Source organism: Saccharibacillus endophyticus (assembly GCF_013185185.1).
GTDB classification, from domain to species: domain Bacteria; phylum Bacillota; class Bacilli; order Paenibacillales; family Paenibacillaceae; genus Saccharibacillus; species Saccharibacillus endophyticus.
Genome location: NZ_JAAZWE010000010.1, coordinates 1 through 24,512, shown reverse-complemented (window position 1 = coordinate 24,512; position 24,512 = coordinate 1). Strand labels below are relative to the sequence as shown.

Sequence of the window (24,512 nt, the reverse complement as noted above, 5' to 3'; positions counted from 1 at the left end):
GTTGAAATCGGGAAAAAGGATTGAATATTAGTGGTATTTTCCCGATTTCAAAGGCGAACACTATCGTTCCTTCTCTGAATTTCTTTCTCCGCCTTCTGGCTTCCAGCTACCTTAGAATTTCTCGACACTTTGGAACCGCGACGCGGTCCTTTCAGCCTTTATCTCTATTCGTCTTTCTATTGTAGGCGATAACGCCCCTGCTTGTCATGTGGACGACATCCCGCGCAGTTCGCCCTGCACCGGATACAAAAAGGCGGGAAGCGCTGCGGCGCTGCCGCCCATGCTCCCCGCCCGCGCGGCTTTTTCATGCTTACTGATTCAAGTCAGATGATCCCGATCACATGTCTGCCGATTCCCGCCAGATCGAACACCGTCTCCACCGTGCTCCAGCTTCCGCGCCCGCGCAGCATCTCGGCTACCGCATCCGCTTGGCCCATGCCCAGTTCGAACGCGATCAACTTCGGATCATGTTGCAGCAGATCGAGCTGCTTCATAATTTCCCGGTACGGCCACAGCCCGTCCAGTCCGCCGTCCAATGCGCCGCGAGGTTCGAAGTCGCGAACCTCGGGTTGAAGCTCCTCGATATCGGCAGCCGGGATATAGGGAGGGTTCGAGACCAGAATGTCAAAAGCTCGGCCTGCAAAAGGCTCCAGCAGATTCCCCTCGCCGAAAGTCACCTCTGCGCCAAGCCGCTGAGCGTTACGCTGCGCAACGCCCAAAGCGCCCGGCGAGATATCGCTGGCCGTCACTTCAAGTTCCGGACGCAGCAGTTTCAGGCTCACCGCGATCGCGCCGCTGCCCGTGCCGACGTCGAGCACCGATGCGCTTCCTTCCGGCCATAACGTCTTCGCGTGGCCCAGCACCGCTTCCACCAACAGCTCCGTTTCCGGCCTCGGAATCAGCACGTCCGGCGTCACCTCGAAGACAAAGCCGTAAAACTCTTGATCGCCCAAAATGTACTGTGCCGGTTCTCCGTCGCCTTTGCGCGTAATCGCGTTCTCCCAACGTTCCGCGTCCGCATGTTCATAAGGAAAAGGATCGCGCAGCGCCATGACGTATTCCGCTCCCGACATGCCGAGAATTTCTTTCAGCAGCAGCCGCGTATTTTCGTCCGCTTCTTCTACGCCCCGTTCCCGCAAAAAAGAGGAAGCCTCCGCAAAGGCTTCCCGGAGCGTCAGGCCATCGCGCAATTGAAAGCCGCTCCGGCCCGAACGTGCCCGATTCAATGGATTCATGTTCAAGTGATCCGAACCCAACGAATCAAATGCCTTTCTCGTCGATCAGATCCGTCTGCTCGGCGATCGTCAGCGCGGATACGATCTCTTGAATATCGCCGTTCATGATTTGATCCAGTTTGTGCATGGTCAGACCGATGCGGTGGTCGGTCACGCGACTTTGCGGGAAGTTGTAGGTACGGATACGCTCGCTGCGATCGCCCGTACCGACTTTGCTTTTACGCTCGCCGGCATACTTCGCTTCTTCTTCTTGACGCATCACGTCATAAATCCGGGAACGAAGCACCTGAAGCGCCTTTTCCTTATTCGAGTTCTGCGATTTGCCGTCCTGGCAGGTCGCCACGATTCCGGTCGGAACGTGCGTCACGCGCACGGCCGATTTGGTCGTATTGACGGATTGTCCGCCCGCGCCGCTGGAGCAGAACGTGTCCACGCGGATATCTTTGTCGCTGATGACGATATCCACTTCTTCGACTTCCGGCAGCACCGCTACCGTCGAGGTCGACGTATGGATGCGGCCGCCCGATTCCGTTGCCGGAATCCGCTGTACGCGGTGCGCGCCGCTCTCGTATTTCATTTTGCTGTACGCGCCTCGGCCGTTGATCATGAAAATGACTTCCTTGAAGCCGCCCAGATCGCTCTCGTTCACGTCCATCAGCTCGACCTTCCAGCCTTGCGTATCCGCGTAACGGCTGTACATCCGATACAAGTCCGCCGCGAACAATGCCGCTTCGTCGCCGCCGGCCGCGCCGCGGATTTCGACGATCACGTTCTTGTCGTCGTTCGGATCTTTCGGCAGAAGAACGATCCGGATGATTTCTTCCAGTTCGCTTTTGCGCGCGGACAATTCGTCGATTTCCATTTTGACCATTTCGCGCATTTCGTCGTCGAGCTTTTCGCCCTGCATTTCTTTTGCCGCGTCGAGATCTTCCGAAACGCGTTTGTATTCCGTGTACGCTTCGTAAGCCGGCTGCAGGTCGGACTGCTCTTTGGAGTAGTCGCGCAGCTTTTTCGAATCGCTTGCCACGTCAGGGTCGCACAGCAGCTCGCTCAATTTGTCGTAACGGTCAACCAGTGCCTGTAATTTATCCAACAAGGCCGATCACCTCTTTATATAGTTTAGATTTGAATGTTGTGAGTGTAGGGCTGAATGCGCAATTATACTCATCTATACCCGCTATAAGTGCACGCCTATAAACATCATGTCGATGCCTCCTGTGCCACGATTACTGAAAAGAAAAAGATTAAGAAAAAGAGCCGTTCGTATCCATGTACGACGACTCTTAATTATAGCACAGAGCCGCAGAATTGACTATCGAAACTTCCTGCTTAATCCCTTGATTTTCCACTCAAATTCTGCCTGCTATCTGTCGATATTAGTTACAATACACCTACCTCGGCACGATAACATTCTTTCGGCTGCCGGATGACGGCGTAAGCTCACTGATCTTCAGCAAAATGCGCAGCAAGAGAAAGGACGGGGTTCGATGTCAGCAGCAAGAGTCGTAATTGTGGATGATTCGCCTTTTTCAATAGCGGTTATTCGAAACATCCTGGAAGAAAACGGATTTGAAGTCGTAGGCGATGCCGGAACGCTGGAAGAAGTCAACCAAGTGATCGCGGCGACGCAGCCCGACTTGGTGACGATGGATATGACCCTGCCCGGAACGGACGGATTGGAATGCACGCGCGCCGTCCATGCCATTAATCCGAATATCAAAGTCATCGTGATCAGTTCCATGATGGATGACGAAATCCTCAAAGAAGCCAAAGAGAATCATGTATCCGGCTACATTCAAAAGCCCGTCGATGCCGATGAACTTCTGGCTGCCATTCAGAAAGCGATCGCTTTCGAAGAAATATACGCCGAATTGGAAGACGAGTACGTCGAAGTGTTCAAAGAAACGCTCAAAGACGGATTGAACCGGATGACGAAAACGCTGCTCACTTATAAAAACGAGTATGAGCTGACTACCGATTTCGAATCTCGCGGCATCGCGGTCATAATCGGCATCATCGGGAAATTTTCCGGCAGGCTGATGATCGACTTGAGCAAAGACACCGCTCACGCGCTCGTTGCGGCCATGATGAAAAAAGAACCTGCCAATCCCAACGAAGTTACGGCCGCGCTTGCGGAGTATGCCAATATTGTAGCAGGCAACGCCTGTTCCATCCTGAACAGGAAAAACAAAGCATTCGGCTTGCGTCTGGCGCCTCCGTCGATCATGCACGGGGACCGTATGTTGATCTCGCAAGCGCCTTTCAAAACGGTAAGCGCCGTCGGAGACACCGATTTCGGCGAAGTGCTTCTTAACGTCGGCTTTAAAAGAGGTGAGGACAAATGGACGTAACACATGTTAACCCCTTTATCGAATCATTCATGAAAGTCATGCCTCAGCTCGGTTTCGCAGAAGTTCGCAAAGGCGGGCTCGGCATAAAAGGACAGGACCTTACCTGCTCGGGCATCATCATTCTGGTGGGCATCGTCGGCGCGCTCAAAGGTAACGTCGTCTATCGGATCGATACCGAACATGCGAAAAAAATCGCTTCGACCATGATGATGGGCATGCCTGTCGAGCAGCTTGACGATATGGCACGCAGCGCATTGTCCGAATTGTCCAATATGTTGACCGCTACCGCGGCAACCGAATTCGCGGGCTTGGGCATCAGCATCGACATTTCCACGCCGACCCTGCTCTCCGGCGATAACATCTCGGTCAAAATGAGTTCCAAGCAAGTGTTGAGCGTAGAGCTTTTGGCTAACGACACGTCGGTCGAGGTACTGATCTCGTTCGAGAATTGATCTTGACTCTATTCAAAAGCTGCAAAAAGCCGCTTTCGTCTTTAATGGCGAAAGCGGCTTTTTATTTTACCAACAAATACGATTATCGTTTGTTATTTGACAAACATATAAGAATGATGTTTATATATTATCAAACAAAACCGAAAATAGTTTACTATATTCCAAACAAAGGATGGATTTGTCCCATGAGCACTTCGGATACCCTATGGAACGCTCCCGTACAAGATTTGAAGAACGGATACGCCCGTGACGGAGAAACCTTCGTCTGCCTGTTCTGCGGCCATGCCACCGAGCAAGGTCTGATCTATGCCGAAGACGGAACCTTTTACGATGCCAAAAAATTCATGCAGCGCCATATCGAAGCCCGGCACGGATCAGCTTTCCAAGCCTTAATCGGCCTGGACAAGAAAGCCACCGGACTCACCGGTCATCAAAACGCGCTGCTGCGGCTTTTTTATGAGGGACGCAGCGATGACGAGATCAAGACCGAGCTTGAGATCGGCAGCGCTTCGACGATCCGGAACCATCGATTCGTATTGAAGGAAAAAGAACGGCAAGCGCGCATTTTTCTGGCGTTGATGGAACTGCTCAAGGAGCGAAGCGACAGTCCGGAACCCTCTTTCATCGCCCCGCATCCCCAGGCCCGCATGATGGACGACCGTTACAATATGACCGAGGACGAACAAACGCAAATTTTATCCCGGGCTTTTCCGGAAGGGCTGGACGGCCCCCTGTTGACCTTTGATCTGAAAGAAAAGCATCGGCTTGCCGTATTGCGGCATGTCGCCTCCATCCTGGACGACGGCAAAATGTATACGGAAAAAGAACTGAACGCAGAACTTTCTCCGATCTACGAGGATTATGCCATTCTGCGCCGCAATCTGGTCGACTACGGTTTTATCAACCGCGAGTCGGACGGCAGCGCCTACTGGACGACGCAAGGCGGTCGACCGGATTACGCAGCTGACCCGAATGATACAATCGCGACACCAACCCGGCAAGCAACCAAAAAGAAGGCGCCTCAAGCCAAAAAAGCGCCGAAGGAGGATACATCCGTGAATCACGCCGATCGCCGCAAAGAATTGCAGGCCATCTACAAAGAAATCAAACAAGAAAGCGGCGTCTACCGCATCATGCACAAGGCCAGCGGCAAATCCTTCATCGCATCCCTCCCCAACCTGAAGTCGATGGACGGACGACGCTTCGAACTGAATAACGGCAGCTTCCAAAATAAAGAGCTTCAACAAGACTGGAAAACATACGGCGAAGACGCGTTCGAATTCGAAGTATTGGAAGTGCTCAAGCCTTCGGAAAACGCCTACGTCTCCATCCGCGAACAGCTCGGCGAGTTGGAAAATAAATGGCTCGCCAAGCTCACGCCTTACGGCGAGAAGGGTTATAACAAAAAGCCTGCTGAATGAACAAATTGAGCACGTCACCCTTAATTCTTTAAATCTGCGAGTGAAGACTTTCATCGAGCACAAAAAAGCCGTTCTCCTTTTAAAAAGGAGAACGGCCAGTTTGTCGAGAAACTCAAACGTAACTGGGAGTGAGAAGACGTAGAGAGAAATTCAGTGAAAGACGCCTTTGAACTCGGAAAACTCCTTATTTAAATCCAATCCATTTTCCGAGTGAGACAGCGTCTTGAACGAATTTCTCTCGCAGTCTTCTCGCTTCCCCCGCTTACGTGACTCTCTAGACAAACTAAAGCCGCTCTCCCATCAAAAAGGAGAACGGCTTTTTTAGTCCGACGATTAAACGTTGAAACGGAAGTGCATTACGTCGCCGTCCTGCACGATATATTCTTTGCCTTCAAGGCGCAGTTGACCGCGTTCTTTGGCACCGTTCATGGAACCGGCGTTCACAAGGTCGTGGTAACCCACGACTTCGGCACGGATAAATCCGCGTTCGAAGTCGGAGTGGATCACGCCCGCCGCGCCCGGAGCTTTCGTGCCTTTGCGGATCGTCCACGCGCGAACTTCCTGCACGCCTGCCGTGAAGTACGTGTACAGGCCGAGCAGCTTGTAAGCCGCTTTGATCAGCAGGTTCAGGCCGGACTCTTGAATGCCCAGTTCTTCGAGGAACATCTGCTTGTCTTCGCCTTCCAGCTCGGAGATGTCTTCTTCGATTTTCGCGCTGATCGGCACGACTTCCGCATTTTCGGCAGCCGCGAAATCGCGAACTTTTTGCACGTAAGCGTTGTTGGCCACATCCGCGATTTCGTCTTCCGCCACGTTCGCCGCGTACAGCACAGGCTTCAGCGTCAGCAAATGCAGTTCGCGGATCAGCTGCAGTTCGTCTTCCGTCAGATCGATGCTGCGCGCCGGCTGGTCATTGTACAGCGCTTCCTTGACCTTCTCCAGCACTTCGATCTCCTGCGCGTACTGCTTGTTGCCGCCCTTCATGTTCTTCTTCGAGCGTTCGATTCTTTTGTCCACGCTCTCGATGTCGGCGAGGATCAGCTCCAGGTTGATCGTCTGGATATCGCTCACCGGATCGATCTTGCCGTCAACGTGCGTAATGTTTTCGTCCACGAAGCAGCGAACGACGTGTACGATCGCGTCCACTTCGCGGATATGGGCCAGGAATTTGTTGCCCAGACCTTCGCCTTTGCTCGCGCCGCGTACCAGACCTGCGATATCGACGAATTCGAATGCCGTCGGTACGGTTTTCTTCGGCGTAACCATTTCCGTCAGCTTGTCGAGACGCTCGTCGGGAACTTCGACGATGCCGACGTTCGGATCGATCGTGCAGAACGGATAGTTGGCGGATTCTGCTCCCGCTTGCGTGATTGCGTTGAACAATGTGGACTTGCCGACGTTCGGCAAACCTACGATACCGGCTTTCAATGCCATATGAATACACAACTCCTCTGAGTTTGATCTTGAAATAACGCGTTCGCGCGAAAAAGGATGCGCCAGCTTGCCCTGAAATAAGCATCACCGCCTATTATAACAGGAAATTGGGCGCAGCGATACGGGAGGCGGGCAAGACTTTCCGAAGCGATTCGCGAAGCAAAAAACGCCTGCTCCGCTTATCGGCGGATCAGGCGTTTCGTTGCTTTGAGTTCGGCGACGCTTCCCGCGCCGATGCCGAACATGACGGTGCGCAGTTCGAATTCGGCTTGCTCCATCGCTGACGCCGCACGTTCCGCCGAATCGACGGCGGGTCCGAGCAGCGCACGGCCGACGCCCGCCAGATCCGCTCCCAGCGCAATGGCTTTGGCTGCATCTACGCCGTTTTTCAGGCCGCCGCTGCCGATCAAAGGGAGGTCGGGCAGAGCGGCGCGGATTTCGGTGATGCAATCGGCGGTGCCGGTGCCCCAGCTTGCGAAGGCTTCGGCTGCCGTGCGGCGCATCCGGTCGGAACTGCGGAATTTTTCTACCTGGCTCCACGAGGTTCCGCCTGCTCCTGCCGCGTCAATGAACGCAATGCCTGCTTCCGCCAAGCGCAAGGCGGTTTCCCCGTCGATTCCCCAGCCGACCTCTTTGATCCCGACCGGTACGCCAAGTTCCAAGCATAGGCGCTTGATCTTCGGCAGCAAGTCCGCGAAGTTCGTATTGCCTTCCGGTTGGAAAACTTCTTGCAAGCTGTTCAAATGCAAGACAAGCGCGTCCGCTTCCGCGATCTCTACCGCGCGGCGGCACTCGTCCGTACCGAATCCGTAGTTCAGCTGCACGGCACCCAGATTGGCGATGACCGGAATATCCGGCGCTTTGTGCCGGACTTTGAACGTCTCCGCCAGATCCTCGCGTTCCACCGCGGCACGCACGGAACCTAATCCCATCGCCCAGCCGCGCAGTTGTGCCGCTTCCGCCAAGCGCTCGTTAATTCGTCCCGTGCCTGCGCTTCCTCCGGTCATGGAGCTGATCAACAGCGGGGCTTGCAACGCGCGTCCGACAAACTCGGCGGAGAGATCGATAGCGTCAAAATTCAGCTCCGGCAGCGCATTATGACGGAAAACATACCGCTCGAATCCCGTGGTTACGCCGACGCCAGCTACCTCTTCCTCCAGGCACAGGCGGACATGCTCGCTTTTTCGATCTCCGGTCGACGGGCCGGAAATCCCTTGCTCTCTCGTCATGGCCGCTCCCCTCTTTTCTTCCTTAATAATGACAAGCCGATGCCGGCCTGGTCAACTCTTGCGCGGGTACCTTGTCATGATCCGTACATTTATATCTTTGTGCTGGCAATCCGTTCGGCGACAAGTTGGCCCGATAGCGTCACAAGCGGCGTGCCGCCGCCTGGATGCGCCGTGCCCCCGACATACCATAATCCGGACACGTCAGGGTCGCGATTACCGGGACGGAAAAAGGTCTGGCGAAGCGTATTGGAGGAAATGCCGTAAATCGCCCCCCGATGCGCATAAGTATCCCGCTGCAAGTCGGCAGGCGTATACCGCTCCAATACCTCTGCCGTACCCAAACCGCCAATCCCTCTCTTTTCCAACATTCGGATCAGTTTGCCCGTATACGTTTCCCTTTGCTTTTGCCAATCCCAGGACTCGGACAAATAAGGCGCATTCGCAAGCACGAACAAGGAGCTTCCGCCCTCCGGTGCCGTGCCGGCTTCCGAATACCCGCTATTGCAAATGTACAGAGCCGGATCGTCCGGCGCAACCTTGCGCTCGAAAATGTCCGCGAATTCGCTCTCCAACTTTTCGGGAAACAACATCGTATGATGCAGCAAAGAATCATAACGCTGTTTCACTCCGGCCAGCAAAACGAAACCGGACAAAGACGGCTCGTACGTATCCAAGCGGCTGGACGAGCTCCGGCGACGCAGACGATCCGGGACCAAACGAGCCGTCGTCAGCAAATCGCCGTTACATACGATCTCGCTGGCTTCAAGGACGCCTGCCGTTGTCTCGACGCCGTAGGCGCGCCCGGATCGTACCTTGATCGACAACACTTCCGTATCGGTCCGGATTTTGACGCCCAACTCTCTCGCCAGACGCTCCATGCCTTCGACCAGACCGTATGTGCCTCCGCGAATGCCGTGAATCCCCAAGTCCGCTTCCACATGCGCCAGCATAGCAAAAATCGCGGGCGCGCGCAGAGGAGAAGCCCCTACATACGTCGCATAACGCCCGAACATCGCCAACGTATACGGATGACCGAAATAACGAGCCAGCAAAGCGCGCAATGTCGTGGTCGGACGAACTTTGAGAAAATCCCGAAGCAGCAGCGGATCGATTTTCTCTCGGGTGGACAGCATCAGTCGATTCAAAAAACGGCCGTCCGCCAATCCGTATATACGCCGTGCTTCCTGTAAAAATGCCGGATACCGCACAGCATCTTCAGGGCTATAAGCAGCAATCTGCTCACGCATCCACGAAGCATCCCGGCTCAAATCTACCGTAGTCCCGTCAAAAAAGACGTTTCGCGTGCGCGGCTCCAACTCGTACGTCGTGATATAATCATCCATCCGTCTTCCCGCGCGCTCGAATACACGCCGAAACGCATGCAGCATCGTAATCGTACTCGGCCCTCGATCAAAGCGATAGCCGGACTTCTCCACGCGCTTCAGCTTGCCGCCGAGCATGGATTCCTTTTCCGTCAGCGTAACGTCAAAGCCTTCGACGGCCAGACCGATCGCGCAAGACAATCCGCCCAGCCCTCCGCCGACGATCACCGCTTTGCGGCTCATGAACATGCCTCCATTCTTTTCCTGTTCATCCGTAACGACGCCCTTTCCATTCATGCCCCTGCCCGTTCAAGCCGCCGAACACGCTCGATAGCGCAATCGCAAGCGTACAGGCAATCGTCGCCGCGATCCAGACGCCGTGCCAGGCCGTCAAGCCGCCGCGCGCGTCGCATACGGCTTTGATCGCCATGCCGAGCAGCATGGCGCCTCCGCTGAAAGCTGTCAGATGCATATTGCCCGAGAACAATCCGATGAGCAAAGCAACCGGAGGAAGCAGGTACAAGCCGATGTACCAGATCAGCAATCCGAGCAGCAGCACGTAATTTTTTCCTAGACCCGAGAACAGGTTTTTGCTGAAGCCGTCCCATACTTCGCGCCCGGTATGGTACATGCGCATACGGGCATGCTTGCTCATATCGGCCAAAAGCATTTTGTAACCGGCTTTCTTGACCGCGCGCGCCATCGCCATATCGTCGACCATCTCGTCTTTGACCGCTTCATAACCGCCCGCGGATTCGTAAGCCGACTTTTTGATCAGCATGTAGGCGCCGTGCGCGGCGGCAAACAAGCCGCTGCGCGAGCGCGATACCATCGCGATCGGCAGATGGCACAAAATCACGAATTCCATCATCGGCACGACCAGCTTTTCCAGCGGCGTCACCGTAACCTGCTTGGGGAATCCCGTGACCAAGCCGGCTTTTTTCTTCTGCCCCGAACGCAGCGTGTCGCGGATCGCCATCGGTCCCAATCTCACGTCGGCGTCAAGCATCAGGTACCAACTTCCCGAAGCGCGTTCCGCCAGGTTATGGCAGGCATAGCATTTTCCTTTCCAGCCGGAAGGCAGCTCGCCGCCCCGCATCAACCCGACGCGCGAATCTTCCATCGCGATCCGGCGCACGATCCCGCCCGTATCGTCGCTCGAATCGTCGTCGTACACGATCACTTCAAGCCGGAACTCCGAGTCGTCGGAAGCCAATACGTGGCGCAGGCAGTCTTCGATGTTGCGTTCTTCGTCGCGCGCGGGAATCAAGACCGAGACCAGCGGACGGCCTTCGATCGGCTTGGTGCGGCGGCCGGGAACCGGCAGCGCCTTCGCATTGAGCAGCACGAAAACCAGTTGGGCGATCAGCAGTGCGCAAACGACAGTCAGAATCCAGGTGAGAGTCAATGCGCGGGCCTCCTTTTTTTGCGAAAACGTTCATATTTTTCGTTGACGGACAAGCCGGCACGCAGCAGCTCGCGGTCGGGCAGCTTGGCGCGCGACGGGTCGTTTACCGCAGCGATCGCATAACCGCGGTGGCGGTCAAGCTGTTCCGTCAGCCGACCGTGCAACAACAGCGTCGTCGCCGCGCCCTCCGAGCCCGCCCAATCTTCAATCAGCGGTTGCCCGACCATCAGCGATACCTCCGGCTTGGAGTGCAGGCCCGACGTATAATAGAACGTCACCGGCACGACTGCGGTATGCGGCACCCGTCTGAGCAAATGGGCGGCTCCCCTCCGCAATTCCAGCGGACGGCTCTCCAGATGACGAATATCCCCCTGCGGAAAAAGCCATACCCTCGCCCCTTCGCCCAGCAGCCGCTCGGTGTAACGAAGCGAAGCGCGGCTTGCCCCGGCAGCGCTTTTATCCACCGAATAAGCACCCAGCTTGCGAAAAAAACGATATTCCGACAGCTGCGCTTCGTCCATCATGACATAGTGATTGTGCTCGCCGCTGCGACGCCACAGATGGTAGAGCAGCAGGCCGTCCCACCATGAGCTATGATTGGCTATGTACAAAACAGGACGTTCCGGTTCAATCCCGGCGTCCAGCGTTCCGTATAACCCGACGGAACGAAACGCGCGAGGCAGCAGGTAACGGCGATTATAAAAATCAAACAGCGCACGAAACGCCGGAGCTTTCTCTGCGGATATCATAACGAACTCGGGCCTCCGACAGCACGATGCCGGCCGCGGCAATCCAGACGGGACCGTACAGCCCGTCTTGCAGAGCGATCAGACCGAACATCAGCAAAATAAATTGATAAAGCCTTAAACCGAGCTGCAACGTCCGGCGGCTCGGAATGCGTTCCGGCAGAAGCAAAGACAAGATCGCCCCTACCCCGAACCAGGCGCCAAAGTTGCTCCACGGAATCCCGTAGAAGCCGCCTTCCCCGCTCCAATGCCAGAAACCGCGCGACGCGGCGGCGGGATCGAGCACAAAATCGATCAACACCGTCCAAGTCCCGATCTGCACGGCTTTCCATAATCGTCCCGGCAGTGTCGGTCTTCCCGGTCCCGCAATCAAGGCCGAGCTGCCGATCACCGCAATCCAGGCAAAACCCAACGTGATCGGCACGCCGAACAGGTGCGGACCCAGAATCCACGAATAGTGGTACCCTCCGAACGGCCAGCCCGTATGCACGCCGCTCCACTCGATTCCCATACCGCCCAGCCATATCCCGACTGCGCCCAGCGTCAGACGCAATAACGGGCGTTCCGGCCGTCGAGCCTCGGCTGCCGTCGGCTCCATCGCCAAACGAAGCAGCACGAACGCATACGCGGCATAAAAAACCAGAAACAACGCATTCGAAAAGCCGAGCATATTCGGCACGCCGAACGTCAACATCAGAGTCAGGCCGATCGACATCCAGAAATAAAACACGATACCCGAAATACGAACGGTTCGATCAAGCATGCTTATCTTTTCTGTCGCCGCATATTCCCCCAACTCGCCGATCACGATACCGCTGCGCTATCCGCCGTCCCGTCAATCGCACCGAAAGCGGTCATTACATTCATAAGCAGTACGCCTTTTTCCTCATCCGGCACGATCGCGCGGCGATTGAACACATCATATCCGTTGCGGCGCACCTGATCGAAGATCGCGCCGTAGAACGCCGCGGCCAAAGCGACCGCCAAACCGCTGCGCTTCGGATACGTCTCCAGGTTGGACAACCCTTTCGCGAACCACTTCGCCGCCTGGCTATGCAGTTCGTCGATCATGGCGACAAAGCGCGCGTCGATCACTCCATTATCCAGATCCTCGTCCGTATATCCGTGACGGCGCATCAGCTCCGCCGGAATGTAACGACGCCCCCGGCGCAAGTCTTCTCCCACATCGCGAATGATATTGACGATTTGCATGCCTTTGCCCAAAGCAATTCCGGCTTCCGCCGCCTCTACATGCAGATCGTCGCGCAGCACCGGCAGCAGCATCTCGCCCACCGTCCCGGCCACCAGATAACAATAATGCTCCAGCTGCCCCATCGTCTCGTAACGCAGCAGCGTCAAGTCGGAGAGTTGACCGTCCATCTGATTCAAAAACGGATGTCGATTAAGGTTCGGGAAGCTGGCGAACAACCAACGCAGCGCAGGCCAGATGAAATGTCCTTCTGCTTTTTCCAAATTTAAAAACCGCTCTTTCAGTTCATGGATCGTAAACGGCGACGTCTCCGGTTCATCCACGCTATCGTCGATCAGCCGGCAAAACGCGTAGATCACATAGACGGCATGCCGCCTGCGTTCAGGCAAATCGCGGAAGGCGTGGTAAAACGAAGACGATCCCCGCCGCATCGTTTCTTCGCATTGCTGCATAATTTGTTCGTTCATGGATTCCACTCCTCCAAAAGCTGATTTACGGCCATTCTCGCTCCCTGCATCACGATCGGCACCCCGCCGCCCGGATGCACGGAAGCCCCCGCCGCATAAAGTCCGTCAATCGTTTTAAAAGGTTTCGGCTGAGGTCGATACGGACCCGATTGCGCAAGGATCGGGGCAATGCCGAAGCTTCCTCCGACATAGTTGCCGTCCGCTTTCGAATCCTCGGGCGTGCGCAGCTTGATCCATTTGATCGATTCGCGCAATCCCGAAAATCCTCGTTCCTCGGCAGCCCGAAGCACCTTGCGCGCCAGCCGCCGGCCTTCTTTGGACCAGGCGATGCGCGAAGCGTCGGGAGCGGGGATCAAGAAGTACAGCACGCTTTCGCCTTCCGGCGCGGCATCGGGGTCGAGCACGACCGGATTGAACACGTAAAAAGACGGATTCGCCGGAATCATGCCCCGCTCGAACACGGCTTGCAAACTGTCGCTCAGACTGTCCGGCAGGAAAAACTGATGCGCCGCCGTATCTTCCCAGCGTTTGGATACCCCCATAAAGACAAGTACGCATCCGGAAGAAGGTTGATACGGCTTTTTCCGCCGGGCAGCTTCCGGATGTCCTTCAAGCAGCGGCAAGATGCCCGGGAAGTCCCCGTTGAACAGCACGGCATCATATTTTTCCCGTACTCCATCCACTACAATACCCGTGCAGCGTCCCTTTTCAACCTCTAAACGCTCGACGCGCGTATTCAGTCGGATCTCGACGCCGCGCGAATGAAGCTCTTCCTCCAAAATGACCGGAAGACGGGCATAACCGCCTTCGATCATCCAAATGCCGAATTCATGCTCCGCGTACGGCAGAATCGAGTATACTCCCGGCGTTCCGGTAGGTTGTCCCCCGATATACAGGGACTGAAGCGAATAGGCGTCGATCAGGTTATCGCTTCGGAAGTATCGGGCGGCAGCTCCCCTGACGCTCCGATGGGCTTGAAGCTGACCGAGCATCCGGAGCTGGCGCGGGGTAAAAAAGTCCCGCTTGCGCGGAAAAGTCCGTTCCAATACCGCTTTTTGCGCGTCGGGGTACAATTCGCGCGTACGGTTCATGTACCGCATGTACGCTTCCGACTCCCCGGGAAACAAGCGATCGATTTCTTTGGCCTGATGCTCGGGGCGTCTGCGCTTGGTCATGACCTGTCCGTCCGAGAAATGAATCCGATACAGCGGGTCGGATTCGATCAGCTTGATGCGCTCCCGATCGACCCCGCCTTCTTCCAAAATCGACAACAGCATTTCCGGCAGGAGGACAATGGTCGGGCCTTGGTCGATTCGACGCACATCGCCTTCGTCGCGCTCGAACGCGATCCGCCCGCCGAGGCGATCCCGCGCTTCGAGCAGCGTCACTTCGGCGCCCTGCTTGCTGAGCAGCAGGGCAGCCGTCAGTCCCCCGATGCCGCCGCCGACGATGGCGACTTTCGGACCGCCGCTCACTCGGCTGCTCCTGCTGTGCCGAGCGTTTGCGGAGCCGCGCTTCTGTGCGCCTTGCCGTCGGCTTTCTCGATCAGATCCACGCTGATCCGCGCCGATTCGAAGATCGTCGGCAGGCCGCTGCCCGGATGCGTGCCTCCGCCCACCAGCCAAACCCGCTCGACTTCCTCGAATTGATTATGCGGACGCAGCGCCATCATTTGCCCCAGATTATGCGACAGGTTGAACGTGGCTCCCTGATAAACATCCAGCGAATCCTGCCAATCCTGCGGCGTGAAAAAGGCTTCCTCCTCGATGCGGCCGCGGATGTCTTTGAGCTGCTCGATCTCTTCCAGACGACTCAACATGCGTTCTTTGAGTTCTGCGCGCTGTCCGACCCAATCCGCGTCGCCTTTCAGATTCGGAACGGGCAGCAGCACGTACAGCGACGATTTGCCTTCCGGCGCAAGCGTCGGATCGAGTCTGGACGGGTTGTGCACGTAGATGGACGGATCTTCCGACAGCGTCAGGCTCTCCGTGATTTCTTTGACGTTTTTCTCGTAATCGTCGGCGAAATGAATCGAGTGGTGCGGCAGATCGACGTCCCCGTCGATACCCAGATACAGCATCGCGGTCGAGCAGGAATATTTTTTCGCTTCCAGCTTTTTCGGGGTATATTTCTTGAGCACGCCGGGTTCGAACAGTCCGTTCATCGCCGAAGCAAAGTCCGCTCCGATCACCACATGATCCGCTTCCCGAGTCTCTCCGCCTTTTAACCGAACGCCCGTGGCGCGACCTTTTTGCGTCAGGATTCGTTCAATCGGGCTGCCCATATGGAATCGCACGCCGTGCTCTTCGGCGACTTTGACCATGGCATCCCACAAAGCCGCGACTCCGCCTTTCGGATGCACCAGTCCGTAACGATGTTCCATGTAGGACAGAATCGTGAACGTTCCCGGACAGTTCCATGCGGACATGCCCAAATATTTGGATTGGAAGGTAAATGCGTATTTAAGCCGCTCGTCGTTGAAGTAGCGCGAAAGCTGACCGTATACGGTATCCGTAATTTTCAGGTAGGGAAGTGCCTTTATCGCATCGCTTTTCATATAATCGCCGAAGCCGCCGAAAGGCCGCCGCAGCAGCGGTTCCACGTGTGAGTACTTCACTGACTCGTCGGTCATAAAGCGGTAGAATCCGGCCTCTTCCCCAGGAAAAAGCGCCTGGATGCGTTTTGCGGTCTCTTCGTTGTCGCTGGACGGCATCAACACCGTACGTCCGCGATCAAAATACAATCCATACAACGGGTCCAGCTTGTGCAGCTCCACATAATCATGCACCGAGCGCCCGGCTTGTTCGAACAGCTCTTCCAGCAATTGCGGCATCATGACGAATGTTGCGCCCCGGTCAAAGGTGTACGCTCCCAGCTTGATGCGGCCCGAACGTCCTCCCGGAACCTCTTGCTTTTCATACACGTCGACTTCGTATCCCTTTGCGCCGAGCAGCATGGCTGCCGCCAATCCTCCGGGTCCTGCTCCTACGATCACCGCAGTTTTTCGATTTTCCTTTTGCGCCATTCCATTCACCTTTCGTGATTAGACTTCTCACATTATTTTTAATTACCCAATAACCGGCCTAACGGCTCGTTTTGTGAATGATGTACTTTGTAAAATCGGTTGGCTTGCGATTCAAATATTCTCCTTTAGCCTAACATAGCAAGCTTCGTCTCACAAACAAGATTTTGGGGGATGGGAAAAAGGGCCGATTATGGCCCTCTCATTGCTCTTGAAAGTTACGGTGGCGGGGAAGCGAGAAGACTGCGAGAGAAATTCGTTTCGGTCGCGTGTTGAAATCGGGAAAAAGGATTGAACTTTTATTTGTATTTTCCCGATTTCAAAGGCGAACGCTATCGCTCCTACACTGAATTTCTCTCTCCGTCTTCTCGCTTCCGGCTACGTTGGGCTTTCTCGGCATGTTGAGGGGCGGTCACGGCCCTAAAGATAGTGTGTCTGATCACTTTTATAACAGAGGGGACAGCAAGCGGGCTGCGGATTCCATGAAGCGGACGGCCATGCGTTTGCTGCCGAATTTTGCGGGATCGATCATGGTTGTGTTAAGGAGGTCGCGTTCGAAATCGGCGGTGATGCGTTGTACGCTGGCGTTGTTCATAAGCAGCGCGTTGACCTCGAAATTCAGGTGGAAGCTGCGCATGTCCATATTGGCGGTACCGATGCTCGCCGTTTCTCCGTCCACGATCAGCAGTTTGGAATGCAGGAAGCCTTTTTCGTATTCGTAAATTTTCACGCCGGCGTCCAGCAGGATCGGGAAATACGAGTGCGACGCCCAGAACGGCAGCTTTTTGTCCGGCTTGGCCGGAAAGAGCAACCGTACGTCAAGCCCGGATAAAGCGGCGGTTCGCAGCGCGGTGAGGATGTCCTCGTCCGGTATAAAATACGGCGTCGCGATCCAGACCGACTTTTTTGCGGTCGTAATCATGGAGAAGAAGATATGCTTCAATGCGCGGCGGTCGTTATCCGGTCCGCTGGCAATGATCTGCACGGCGCCCAATTCCGGGTTCGGTTTGCCTTTAGACTGAAAATACCCCGGTCCCGTCGGCTGTTCGTTCGTCATATGCCGCCAGTCGCGCAGGAAGATCCGCTGCAACGTGCTGACCGCCTCGCCTTCGATCCGCATATGCGTATCGCGCCAGAAGCCGTACGTTTTGCTGCGGCTGAGATATTCGTCGCCTACATTCAATCCGCCGATGAACCCGATATTTTTATCGATGACCACGATCTTGCGATGGTTGCGGTAATTGACCCGGCTCGTGGCCAGCAAAAACTTCGTCGCGCCGAACAACGCCACTTTCACTCCGGCTTCCCGCATCTCGTCCAAAAACTTTCGCGGAAGCTGAATGCTGCCGACCGCATCGACCATGAATCGAACCTCGACGCCCGCTTTGGCTTTTTCGATCAACAGCCGTTGAATCTGCGTGCCGATATCGTCCGCCCGGTAAATGTAATACTCCATGTGGATATGATGCTTCGCCGCGCGCAGAGCCTCCAACAATTCCGAAAAGGTGCTTCCGCCGTTGGTGAGCACCGCCGTTTGGCTGGAATAAGAGACGGGCATCAGCGACAAGCGGCGCGACAGGCGCAGAATCCGCTGCTGCTCCTCGGTAAAATGCGCCGTATTCTCCACGCCCGCCAGCGTATCTTTTTCGCTCCACTTATAAATGCGACGATCCCACTCCGCTTTTTTATCGTACTTGCGGCGGCGGAAATAGTTCTGTCCGAACAGGAAATAGAAAATCAGCCCCACGACCGGAAGCAGCCCCAATACCAGAATCCAGGATAGCGTACTGGAAGGATTGCGGTTGTCCATGAAGATCACGAAAGCAATCGAGACGACGGTCAGGGTGGAAAAAATACTCATTACGGCAGCCGCGGTCGTTCCGAACAAATCGACGCCGAAATAATAAAAGACGAACAGAAGCACGGCAAGCATAAATACAAGTAATCCGCGTCTCACTTCGCATGCTCCTCTCGGGTATAGGGGGATTTCTTCGTTCAGGTCACTACGTGCCGAACCCCGTTCGGTTTCATTATTCGGTCAGGCAAATCCTTTTTCGAACACGATCCGAGTCCTTGTTAACTCCCTTTACCCTTCCCGTTGACATTCCGAATCCATCATGCTAAATTACAACCTAACGATCGTTAGTTCGGTTTTGATTGCTATTTTGACGGGAAAAGGAGAGCTTCCGCATGACTCGCAAACCTGCTATCGAGGATGTCGCGCTGCAACTTTTTGCCAGCGAAGGGTTCGAAGGAGCTTCGCTGGGCCGGATCGCGGATGCAGTCGGGATACGCAAGCCCTCGATCTATGCCCATTTCCGCAGCAAAGAAGATTTGTTCTTGTGCGTGTTCAAACGAACGCTGCGTCGCAAGCAGTACATGCTGCTTAGGCATATCCTGCAAGATACGGCACGTCCGTTCGAACAGACGCTGCGCGAGCTTATTGAGCGGCTGATGGACGATCACGAATCGGATGCGGAAACGCGCTTTTTGCTGCGGATGTGTTATTTCCCGCCGAGCGCTTTGCACGACCAGGTGATGGCGCTCGTCAATCCGTTTTTCGCTCAGGCCGAGCTTGGATTGATTCGTCTGTTGGAGCAGCCCGTTCATTCCGAACGCTTGCGTCCGGAAGGCGCGCAGGAAGCGGCGTTGGCTTATCTGACGGTGCTGGACGGCGTGATGGCTGAAGCTATTTATACGACCCGGGCAAAAGCGGCAAGGCGTCTGGAGGCGATCTGGCCGGTATATTGTCGGGGCGTGCTTATTGCGGAGTAACCGATTTTTTTAAGGAGAGTGAATACCATGAGCCGTGCGAATCGCGGGTGGTTGTATGTATTGATCGGGGGAGTGTTCGAGGTCGCCTGGGTATCGGGCCTCAAGCACTCCTCGAATATTTGGGAATGGCTGCTGACCGTGATCGGGATCGCGGCAAGCTTCTGGCTGATGATCAACGCTTCGAAAGTGCTGCCGATCGGCAGCGTGTATGCGGTATTCACGGGGCTCGGCACGGCAGGGACGGTCGTTGCCGAGACGCTGTTGTTCGGCGAGCCGTTCAGCATTGCCAAGACGCTGCTTATCCTGCTTCTGCTATCCGGCGTCGTCGGCCTGAAGCTTGTCACCGACTCGCCGAAGGATGAAACCGCTCCAGGCATCGTCAGCAAAAAGGAGGCGATCTGATATGCCGTGGATGGCTCTCGTTTTGGCCGGATGCTGCGAAGTATTCGGCGTGATCGGACTCAAGCAGGTTTCTTTGCGCAAAGGCGTTCCCGCTTTTGCCCTGTTGATTGCCGCCTTCGCGGGCAGCTTCTCGCTGCTCACTTACGCCATGCAGCATATTCCGATGGGTACGGCCTACGCGATCTGGACCGGCATCGGCACGGTAGGCGGCGCGCTCGTCGGCATGTTCATGTACGGCGAAGCCAAAGAAGCCAAGCGCCTGTTGTTCATTGCCATGATCTTGGCCGCGGCAGTCGGACTCAAATTGATTTCATAATCGAAAACAGCCGTTCTCGACCCCGATTTTCCGGTAAAGTTGAGACGGCTGTTTTTTTCGTTTATACTAATTCCTGACTCGACAGTCGTTCACAGAACCCACAAGTCAAACAAGGAGGCGCATGACGTTTTGGCAGATAAATCCGCAGAGCGCAAACATACGATTTTCGCCGTGGCCCTCGCCCTGTTTTCCGAGCGCGGAATCAAGGCGACATCCATGCAGGACATTGCGGAACGATGCGGTTTTTCCAAGGGGACGCTGTACCAGCATTTTCGTTCCAAGGAAGAACTGATCCGCTCCATCCACGAATACGCGCTCGGCACCTTGCAAGAGAAGCTGGAAGCCGCGGCCGCGGAAAACCGCTCCGCCCGGGAAACTTTTCTCGCGCAGATCGAAGTGCTTCTGCATTCGTTGATCGAATTCAAATCCTTCATGCTGATGCAGATCCGGGAGCAGGAATTCAGCGGGATCGGCGATCAGCTGAGACAACGGCAGGAAGAAGGACGGTGCGCTCCCGTGCGGAATCCGCTGTTGACCCAAGCCTTTCTCCTGATCCGCCGCAGCCTGATCGGCATCTACGGACCGGAGATCGACCGATACTCCGGCGACCTGTCCGTCGTCATCGGCGGATTGACCTTCTCGTACCTTCAGCTCGCCGACGATTGGGGCATGCCGGAGATTCCGATTCCAGAGGCGCTCCGCCATCTGGAATCCATGGTGGACGCGGCCGCGGAGCGCTTGCTCCGGCAGCAGCCGGAACCGCTGATTCCCTCGTCGCTGTGGGCAGAGTGGATCAAGGAAGCGCCGGATGAATCAGGCGCGGCCAGACGTCCGTTTATCCTGATCCGCCAAATGCGCGACACGCTTGCCTGGAGTCCCCTGCTGCGCGCCGAGCGCGAAGAAGCGCTGGAGGCGCTGGACGTGCTGGAAGAAGAACTTTCTGCCGACTCGCCGAGACGAGCCGTCGTGAAAGGCATGTTCGCCAATCTGAAAGAAGTCCATGTTCTGCACGGCGCGCTGGAACAGCTCGGCCCGCTTGTTTCTTATCGTTTGGACGAATTGTCCGCGCATGAATCCCCGTCGTCGAAACAATAAGCACGTCCGCGAAAATGACGCCCGACAACGGGTGCAGTCCATCTAAGAGGAGTGGAGAATCTTTTTATGAAAAGTATCATCGGCTTTTCCCTGCGAAACAAGCTTGCGGTCTGGTTCTTGACGATTGTCATCACGGCAGCCGGCATTTACAGCGGACTCACCATGAAGCAGGAAACCATACCTGATATCAATGTCCCGTTCCTGAGCATTACGGCGGTCGATCCGGGCGCCGCCCCGGAGACGGTCATGAACGAAGTGACCATACCGCTGGAACAAATGCTGCGCAACGTGAACGGCGTGCAGAACGTTACCTCCTCGTCGATGGAAAACGTGGCTTCCCTCGCCGTCGAGTTCAACTTCGGCGCCAATCTGGACGAAGCGACGGCCCAGATTCGCGAAGGACTGAACCAGATCACGCTGCCCGAAAGCGTGGAGCGTCCGCAAATCACGCGCTTCAGCCTGAATTCCTTCCCCGTTATCTCGCTGAGCGCATCAGCCGAGACCGGTGCGGACGATCTGGAAGAGCTGTCCCGGATCGCGCAAGAGCAGGTGCTGCCGGAGCTGGAGAAGATCGAAGGCATCGCCTCGGTTCAGCTCTCCGGTCAATACGTGCGCGAAGTTCAGCTGACTTTCGATGATGCCAAAATGGCCGAACTGGGTCTGACGCGGGAAACGGTACAAAATATCGTGGACGCTTCGTCTCTTCGCGCCCCGCTCGGATTGTTCACGCTTGACGACACGCAATCGGCGGTTGTCGTTGACGGCAACGTCACGACGCTGGACGATCTGAAGGCGCTGGAAATTCCGGTCGTTCCCGAGCAGCCGCAGGCTGGCGGAGCACAAGGCGCCGCAGCCCCTGACGCTTCCGGTACGCCAAGCGCCGGACAAGGTCAAGGTACCGACGAACAGGGCGCGGCAGGCATCGATGCCGCCCAAGAAGGCGAAGCCCAACAGGGTGCCGGCGTCGACATCGCGCAGCAAGGCGATGCAGAGCAAGGCGCAGGCGCCGCGGCTGCACAAGAAGGCGAAGCCCAACAGGGCGCGGCTGCCGCTGCGGCAGCAAACGGACTGCCTACCGTCAAGCTGAGCGATATCGCGACGCTCGAAGTCGTAGGAAGCTCCGAGTCCGTCTCCCGCACCAACGGCCTGGAATCGATCGGCATTCAGATCGTCAAGACCAACGATGCCAACACGGTCGACGTCGTCAATGCGGTCAAAGACCGTATCGCCGACCTGGAGAGCCAATATTCCGGCCTGAACCTGACCGTCATGCTCGACCAGGGCAAGCCGATCGAAGATTCCGTTCGCACCATGTTGGAAAAAGCGATCTTCGGCGCGTTGTTCGCCGTGTTGATCATTCTGATCTTCCTGCGCGATATCCGCTCGACGATCATCTCGATCCTGTCGATTCCGCTCTCGCTCTTGATTGCCGTTCTGCTGCTCAAGCAGATGGGCGTCACCTTGAACATGATGACCCTCGGCGCCATGACCGTCGCGATCGGCCGGGTCGTCGACGACTCGATTGTCGTTATCGAGAACATCTACCGGCGCATGACGTTGAGCAGCGAGAAGCTGCGCGGACGTCAATTGATCAGCGCCGCGACGCGGGAGATGTTCCTGCCGATCATGTCCTCGACCATCGTCACGTTGGCCGTATTCGTTCCGCTTGCTTTCGTCAGCGGCATGGTCGGCGAGCTGTTCATGCCGTTTGCCCTGACCATGGTGTTCGCGCTGCTCGCCTCGCTGTTGATCGCGATCACGCTTGTGCCGATGTTGGCCCACACGCTGTTCCGCGGCGGCATCAAGAAAAAAGTTGCGCACGACAAGCCGAGCCGCATGTCCGAAGGCTACAAGCGCATTCTGGAATGGTCGCTGTCCCATAAGCTGATCACGTTCCTGATCGCGGTGGTGCTGCTTGTCGGCAGCTTGTTCACCTTGCCGTATGTCGGCACCAGCTTCCTGCCGGAACAAGAAGACAAGACGTTCACGTTCACGTATTCGCCGGAAGCGGGCGCGACGGATGAACAGGCTCAGCAGCGGATGCTGGACGCCGAAGAATTCGTCCGCGATCAGCCGAATCTGACCAATATGCAATATTCGATCGGCGGATCGAATCCGTTGGGCTTTGGTTCATCGAATTCCGCCCTATTCTATACGGAGTTCGAAAGCGATACCGCTGACTTCGATAAGGTTAAGGAAAACCTGCTGGCCGGCCTGGAAGAACGCGTTCCGGACGGCGAATGGAGCCAAATGGATATCGGCGGCGGCCTGGGCGGCAGCCAGCTGAGCGTCAGCATCTACGGCGACAGCACGGACGACCTCAAGCCGGTAGCCGACGAAGTATTGAAGCTGATTCAGGCCGATTCCAACTTCGAAGAAGCCGAAAGCAACCTGGAAGAAGGCTATAACCAATATACATTGGTGGCCGATCAGCAAAAGCTCAGCTCGTACGGACTGACTGCCGGACAGATCGCGATGGCGCTCGCTCCGGTTACGCAGCGTCCGGTATTGACCGAAGTCGATCTGGACGGGCAAAACCATAACGTCTACATCGAGACCGAGAGCAAGACGTATTCGACCCTTTCCGAAATCGAAGACACCGAACTGACTTCGCCGCTCGGCGTTCAAGTCCCGATCAGCGACGTCGTCGAAGTTCAAGAAGGCCTTGCGCCGGACACGATCAGCCGCTCCGACGGCAAGACCGTCGCCCAATTGTCGGCCAATATCGTTTCCTCCGACGTCGGCGGCGCTTCGACCGCTTTGGAGAACAAGATTAACGATCTGGATCTGCCGGACGGCATCACCGTCGAATTCGGCGGCGTTACGGAGCAGATCAACGATACCTTCTCGCAGCTCGGCCTCGCGATGCTGGCCGCGATCGCGATCGTGTATTTCGTGCTCGTCGTCACCTTCGGCGGCGGTCTGGCACCGTTCGCGATTCTGTTCTCGCTGCCGTTCATCGTCATCGGCGCATTGATCGGTCTGCTGATCGGCGGAGAATCGCTCAGCGTATCGGCACTGATGGGCGTACTGATGCTGATCGGTATCGTCGTCACCAACGCGATCGTCCTGATCGACCGCGTGATTCATAAGGAACGCGAAGGCCTCTCGACGCGCGAAGCGCTGCTCGAAGCCGGATCGACCCGTCTGCGTCCGATCCTGATGACCGCCCTTGCTACAATCGGAGCCTTGATTCCGCTTGTTGCGGGCTGGGAAGGCGGAGCCGGGATCATTTCCAAGGGTCTCGGGATCACCGTAATCGGCGGCCTGATCAGTTCCACCGCGCTGACCCTCGTGATCGTACCTGTCGTGTACGAGTTCCTGATGAAAATCAGCAGCAAGTCCCGTGCCAGACGCGCGGAACTGGAAAAGCTGGAGACACCGCTGGATTAACGAACGAGCCTGATCGGTTCTTTATGCCGAAAAGCAGGGATAGGACTTTGACTCGCGTTTGTTGAAAGGTTGCATCCTTAAAGACAATATAAATATCGACAAAAAGCCGTGTTCCCAAGGGAACGCGGCTTTTTGCACGGAAGCGAATGCCTATAAGCGGCTCGGCTCGGCTCGGCTCGGCTCGGCTCGGCTCGGCTCGGCTCGGCTCGGCTCGGCTCGGCTCGGCTCGGCTCG

Annotated in this window: 20 protein-coding genes; 8 read left to right on the top strand and 12 right to left on the bottom strand. The window is 56.1% G+C overall.

The window, feature by feature from the left end:
* Nucleotides 1–323: 323 nt before the first annotated feature.
* The gene (gene prmC, locus HRQ63_RS24210) at nucleotides 324–1,235 is read right to left on the bottom strand and encodes a peptide chain release factor N(5)-glutamine methyltransferase (RefSeq protein ID WP_172247727.1); all 912 of its coding nucleotides are present in this window, start codon (nucleotides 1,233–1,235) and stop codon (nucleotides 324–326) included.
* Between the two features lie 25 nt (nucleotides 1,236–1,260).
* Nucleotides 1,261–2,331 (bottom strand): peptide chain release factor 1, encoded by a 1,071-nt coding sequence (gene prfA / locus HRQ63_RS24205; RefSeq protein ID WP_172247726.1) that lies wholly within the window; start codon nucleotides 2,329–2,331, stop codon nucleotides 1,261–1,263.
* Nucleotides 2,332–2,722: 391 nt separating this feature from the next.
* Here prfA and HRQ63_RS24200 point away from each other — a divergent pair, with 391 nt between their 5' ends.
* From HRQ63_RS24200 to HRQ63_RS24190, 3 genes are all read left to right on the top strand, one after another.
* Nucleotides 2,723–3,586, top strand: a complete 864-nt coding sequence (locus HRQ63_RS24200; protein WP_172247725.1) for a response regulator — start codon at nucleotides 2,723–2,725, stop codon at nucleotides 3,584–3,586.
* On the top strand, nucleotides 3,577–4,038 hold the full coding sequence (locus tag HRQ63_RS24195) for a chemotaxis protein CheX (protein ID WP_172247724.1): 462 nt from the start codon (nucleotides 3,577–3,579) through the stop codon (nucleotides 4,036–4,038). The genes HRQ63_RS24200 and HRQ63_RS24195 overlap by 10 nt, the downstream gene beginning before the upstream one ends.
* A gap of 185 nt (nucleotides 4,039–4,223) precedes the next feature.
* Nucleotides 4,224–5,459 carry a DUF2087 domain-containing protein gene (locus HRQ63_RS24190; RefSeq protein ID WP_172247723.1) on the top strand — a complete coding sequence of 412 codons (1,236 nt, stop codon included), beginning with the start codon at nucleotides 4,224–4,226 and terminating at the stop codon, nucleotides 5,457–5,459.
* Between the two features lie 333 nt (nucleotides 5,460–5,792).
* On the opposite strand, the gene ychF is transcribed toward HRQ63_RS24190, so the two are convergent.
* From ychF to cls, 10 genes are all read right to left on the bottom strand, one after another.
* Nucleotides 5,793–6,893 (bottom strand): redox-regulated ATPase YchF, encoded by a 1,101-nt coding sequence (gene ychF / locus HRQ63_RS24185; protein WP_172247722.1) that lies wholly within the window; start codon nucleotides 6,891–6,893, stop codon nucleotides 5,793–5,795.
* A gap of 179 nt (nucleotides 6,894–7,072) precedes the next feature.
* Entirely contained in the window at nucleotides 7,073–8,122 is a 1,050-nt protein-coding gene (fni, locus tag HRQ63_RS24180) for a type 2 isopentenyl-diphosphate Delta-isomerase (protein WP_172247721.1), read from the bottom strand.
* 89 nt (nucleotides 8,123–8,211) lie between these two features.
* Complete coding sequence (locus HRQ63_RS24175; protein WP_172247720.1) at nucleotides 8,212–9,687, bottom strand: phytoene desaturase family protein; 1,476 nt, start codon at nucleotides 9,685–9,687, stop codon at nucleotides 8,212–8,214.
* Nucleotides 9,688–9,712: 25 nt separating this feature from the next.
* Nucleotides 9,713–10,852 (bottom strand): glycosyltransferase family 2 protein, encoded by a 1,140-nt coding sequence (locus tag HRQ63_RS24170; protein WP_172247719.1) that lies wholly within the window; start codon nucleotides 10,850–10,852, stop codon nucleotides 9,713–9,715.
* Nucleotides 10,849–11,601 (bottom strand): lysophospholipid acyltransferase family protein, encoded by a 753-nt coding sequence (locus HRQ63_RS24165; RefSeq protein WP_172247718.1) that lies wholly within the window; start codon nucleotides 11,599–11,601, stop codon nucleotides 10,849–10,851. Before HRQ63_RS24165 ends, HRQ63_RS24170 begins: the two co-directional genes overlap by 4 nt.
* Nucleotides 11,558–12,361, bottom strand: coding sequence for a carotenoid biosynthesis protein (locus tag HRQ63_RS24160; RefSeq protein ID WP_216674068.1), 804 nt, complete (start codon nucleotides 12,359–12,361; stop codon nucleotides 11,558–11,560). The genes HRQ63_RS24165 and HRQ63_RS24160 overlap by 44 nt, the downstream gene beginning before the upstream one ends.
* 41 nt (nucleotides 12,362–12,402) lie before the next feature.
* Nucleotides 12,403–13,275: a phytoene/squalene synthase family protein gene (locus HRQ63_RS24155; protein ID WP_172247717.1), complete on the bottom strand. Its 873-nt coding sequence runs from the start codon at nucleotides 13,273–13,275 to the stop codon at nucleotides 12,403–12,405.
* Nucleotides 13,272–14,750 (bottom strand): phytoene desaturase family protein, encoded by a 1,479-nt coding sequence (locus HRQ63_RS24150; RefSeq protein ID WP_172247716.1) that lies wholly within the window; start codon nucleotides 14,748–14,750, stop codon nucleotides 13,272–13,274. Before HRQ63_RS24150 ends, HRQ63_RS24155 begins: the two co-directional genes overlap by 4 nt.
* Nucleotides 14,747–16,300, bottom strand: a complete 1,554-nt coding sequence (locus HRQ63_RS24145) for a phytoene desaturase family protein (protein ID WP_172247715.1) — start codon at nucleotides 16,298–16,300, stop codon at nucleotides 14,747–14,749. The genes HRQ63_RS24150 and HRQ63_RS24145 overlap by 4 nt, the downstream gene beginning before the upstream one ends.
* A 442-nt stretch (nucleotides 16,301–16,742) precedes the next feature.
* On the bottom strand, nucleotides 16,743–18,254 hold the full coding sequence (cls, locus tag HRQ63_RS24140) for a cardiolipin synthase (RefSeq protein WP_172247714.1): 1,512 nt from the start codon (nucleotides 18,252–18,254) through the stop codon (nucleotides 16,743–16,745).
* 233 nt (nucleotides 18,255–18,487) lie between these two features.
* On the opposite strand from cls, the gene HRQ63_RS24135 reads away from it, so the two are divergent.
* The 5 genes from HRQ63_RS24135 (at nucleotide 18,488) to HRQ63_RS24115 (ending at nucleotide 24,278) form a co-directional block, all read left to right on the top strand.
* A complete protein-coding gene (locus HRQ63_RS24135; RefSeq protein WP_172247713.1) occupies nucleotides 18,488–19,072 on the top strand; it encodes a TetR/AcrR family transcriptional regulator in 585 nt (194 codons plus the stop codon).
* A gap of 27 nt (nucleotides 19,073–19,099) precedes the next feature.
* Nucleotides 19,100–19,474, top strand: a complete 375-nt coding sequence (locus HRQ63_RS24130; protein ID WP_172247712.1) for a DMT family transporter — start codon at nucleotides 19,100–19,102, stop codon at nucleotides 19,472–19,474.
* Between the two features lies 1 nt (nucleotide 19,475).
* Entirely contained in the window at nucleotides 19,476–19,790 is a 315-nt protein-coding gene (locus HRQ63_RS24125; protein ID WP_172247711.1) for a DMT family transporter, read from the top strand.
* A gap of 129 nt (nucleotides 19,791–19,919) precedes the next feature.
* Complete coding sequence (locus HRQ63_RS24120) at nucleotides 19,920–20,885, top strand: TetR family transcriptional regulator (RefSeq protein WP_172247710.1); 966 nt, start codon at nucleotides 19,920–19,922, stop codon at nucleotides 20,883–20,885.
* Between the two features lie 66 nt (nucleotides 20,886–20,951).
* Nucleotides 20,952–24,278, top strand: coding sequence for an efflux RND transporter permease subunit (locus HRQ63_RS24115; protein WP_172247709.1), 3,327 nt, complete (start codon nucleotides 20,952–20,954; stop codon nucleotides 24,276–24,278).
* The last annotated feature ends 234 nt before the right edge of the window (nucleotides 24,279–24,512 follow it).

Excerpts from the sequence above, each read along its gene's own strand:
- prmC (WP_172247727.1), bottom strand. The coding sequence starts at position 1,235 with ATGAATCCATTGAATCGGGCACGTTCGGGCCGGAGCGGCTTTCAATTG.
- HRQ63_RS24200 (WP_172247725.1), top strand. The coding sequence starts at position 2,723 with ATGTCAGCAGCAAGAGTCGTAATTGTGGATGATTCGCCTTTTTCAATA.
- HRQ63_RS24195 (WP_172247724.1), top strand. The coding sequence starts at position 3,577 with ATGGACGTAACACATGTTAACCCCTTTATCGAATCATTCATGAAAGTC.
- HRQ63_RS24190 (WP_172247723.1), top strand. The coding sequence starts at position 4,224 with ATGAGCACTTCGGATACCCTATGGAACGCTCCCGTACAAGATTTGAAG.
- ychF (WP_172247722.1), bottom strand. The coding sequence starts at position 6,893 with ATGGCATTGAAAGCCGGTATCGTAGGTTTGCCGAACGTCGGCAAGTCC.
- fni (WP_172247721.1), bottom strand. The coding sequence starts at position 8,122 with ATGACGAGAGAGCAAGGGATTTCCGGCCCGTCGACCGGAGATCGAAAA.
- HRQ63_RS24175 (WP_172247720.1), bottom strand. The coding sequence starts at position 9,687 with ATGAGCCGCAAAGCGGTGATCGTCGGCGGAGGGCTGGGCGGATTGTCT.
- HRQ63_RS24165 (WP_172247718.1), bottom strand. The coding sequence starts at position 11,601 with ATGATATCCGCAGAGAAAGCTCCGGCGTTTCGTGCGCTGTTTGATTTT.
- HRQ63_RS24160 (WP_216674068.1), bottom strand. The coding sequence starts at position 12,361 with ATGCTTGATCGAACCGTTCGTATTTCGGGTATCGTGTTTTATTTCTGG.
- HRQ63_RS24155 (WP_172247717.1), bottom strand. The coding sequence starts at position 13,275 with ATGAACGAACAAATTATGCAGCAATGCGAAGAAACGATGCGGCGGGGA.
- HRQ63_RS24145 (WP_172247715.1), bottom strand. The coding sequence starts at position 16,300 with ATGGCGCAAAAGGAAAATCGAAAAACTGCGGTGATCGTAGGAGCAGGA.
- HRQ63_RS24135 (WP_172247713.1), top strand. The coding sequence starts at position 18,488 with ATGACTCGCAAACCTGCTATCGAGGATGTCGCGCTGCAACTTTTTGCC.
- HRQ63_RS24130 (WP_172247712.1), top strand. The coding sequence starts at position 19,100 with ATGAGCCGTGCGAATCGCGGGTGGTTGTATGTATTGATCGGGGGAGTG.
- HRQ63_RS24125 (WP_172247711.1), top strand. The coding sequence starts at position 19,476 with ATGCCGTGGATGGCTCTCGTTTTGGCCGGATGCTGCGAAGTATTCGGC.
- HRQ63_RS24115 (WP_172247709.1), top strand. The coding sequence starts at position 20,952 with ATGAAAAGTATCATCGGCTTTTCCCTGCGAAACAAGCTTGCGGTCTGG.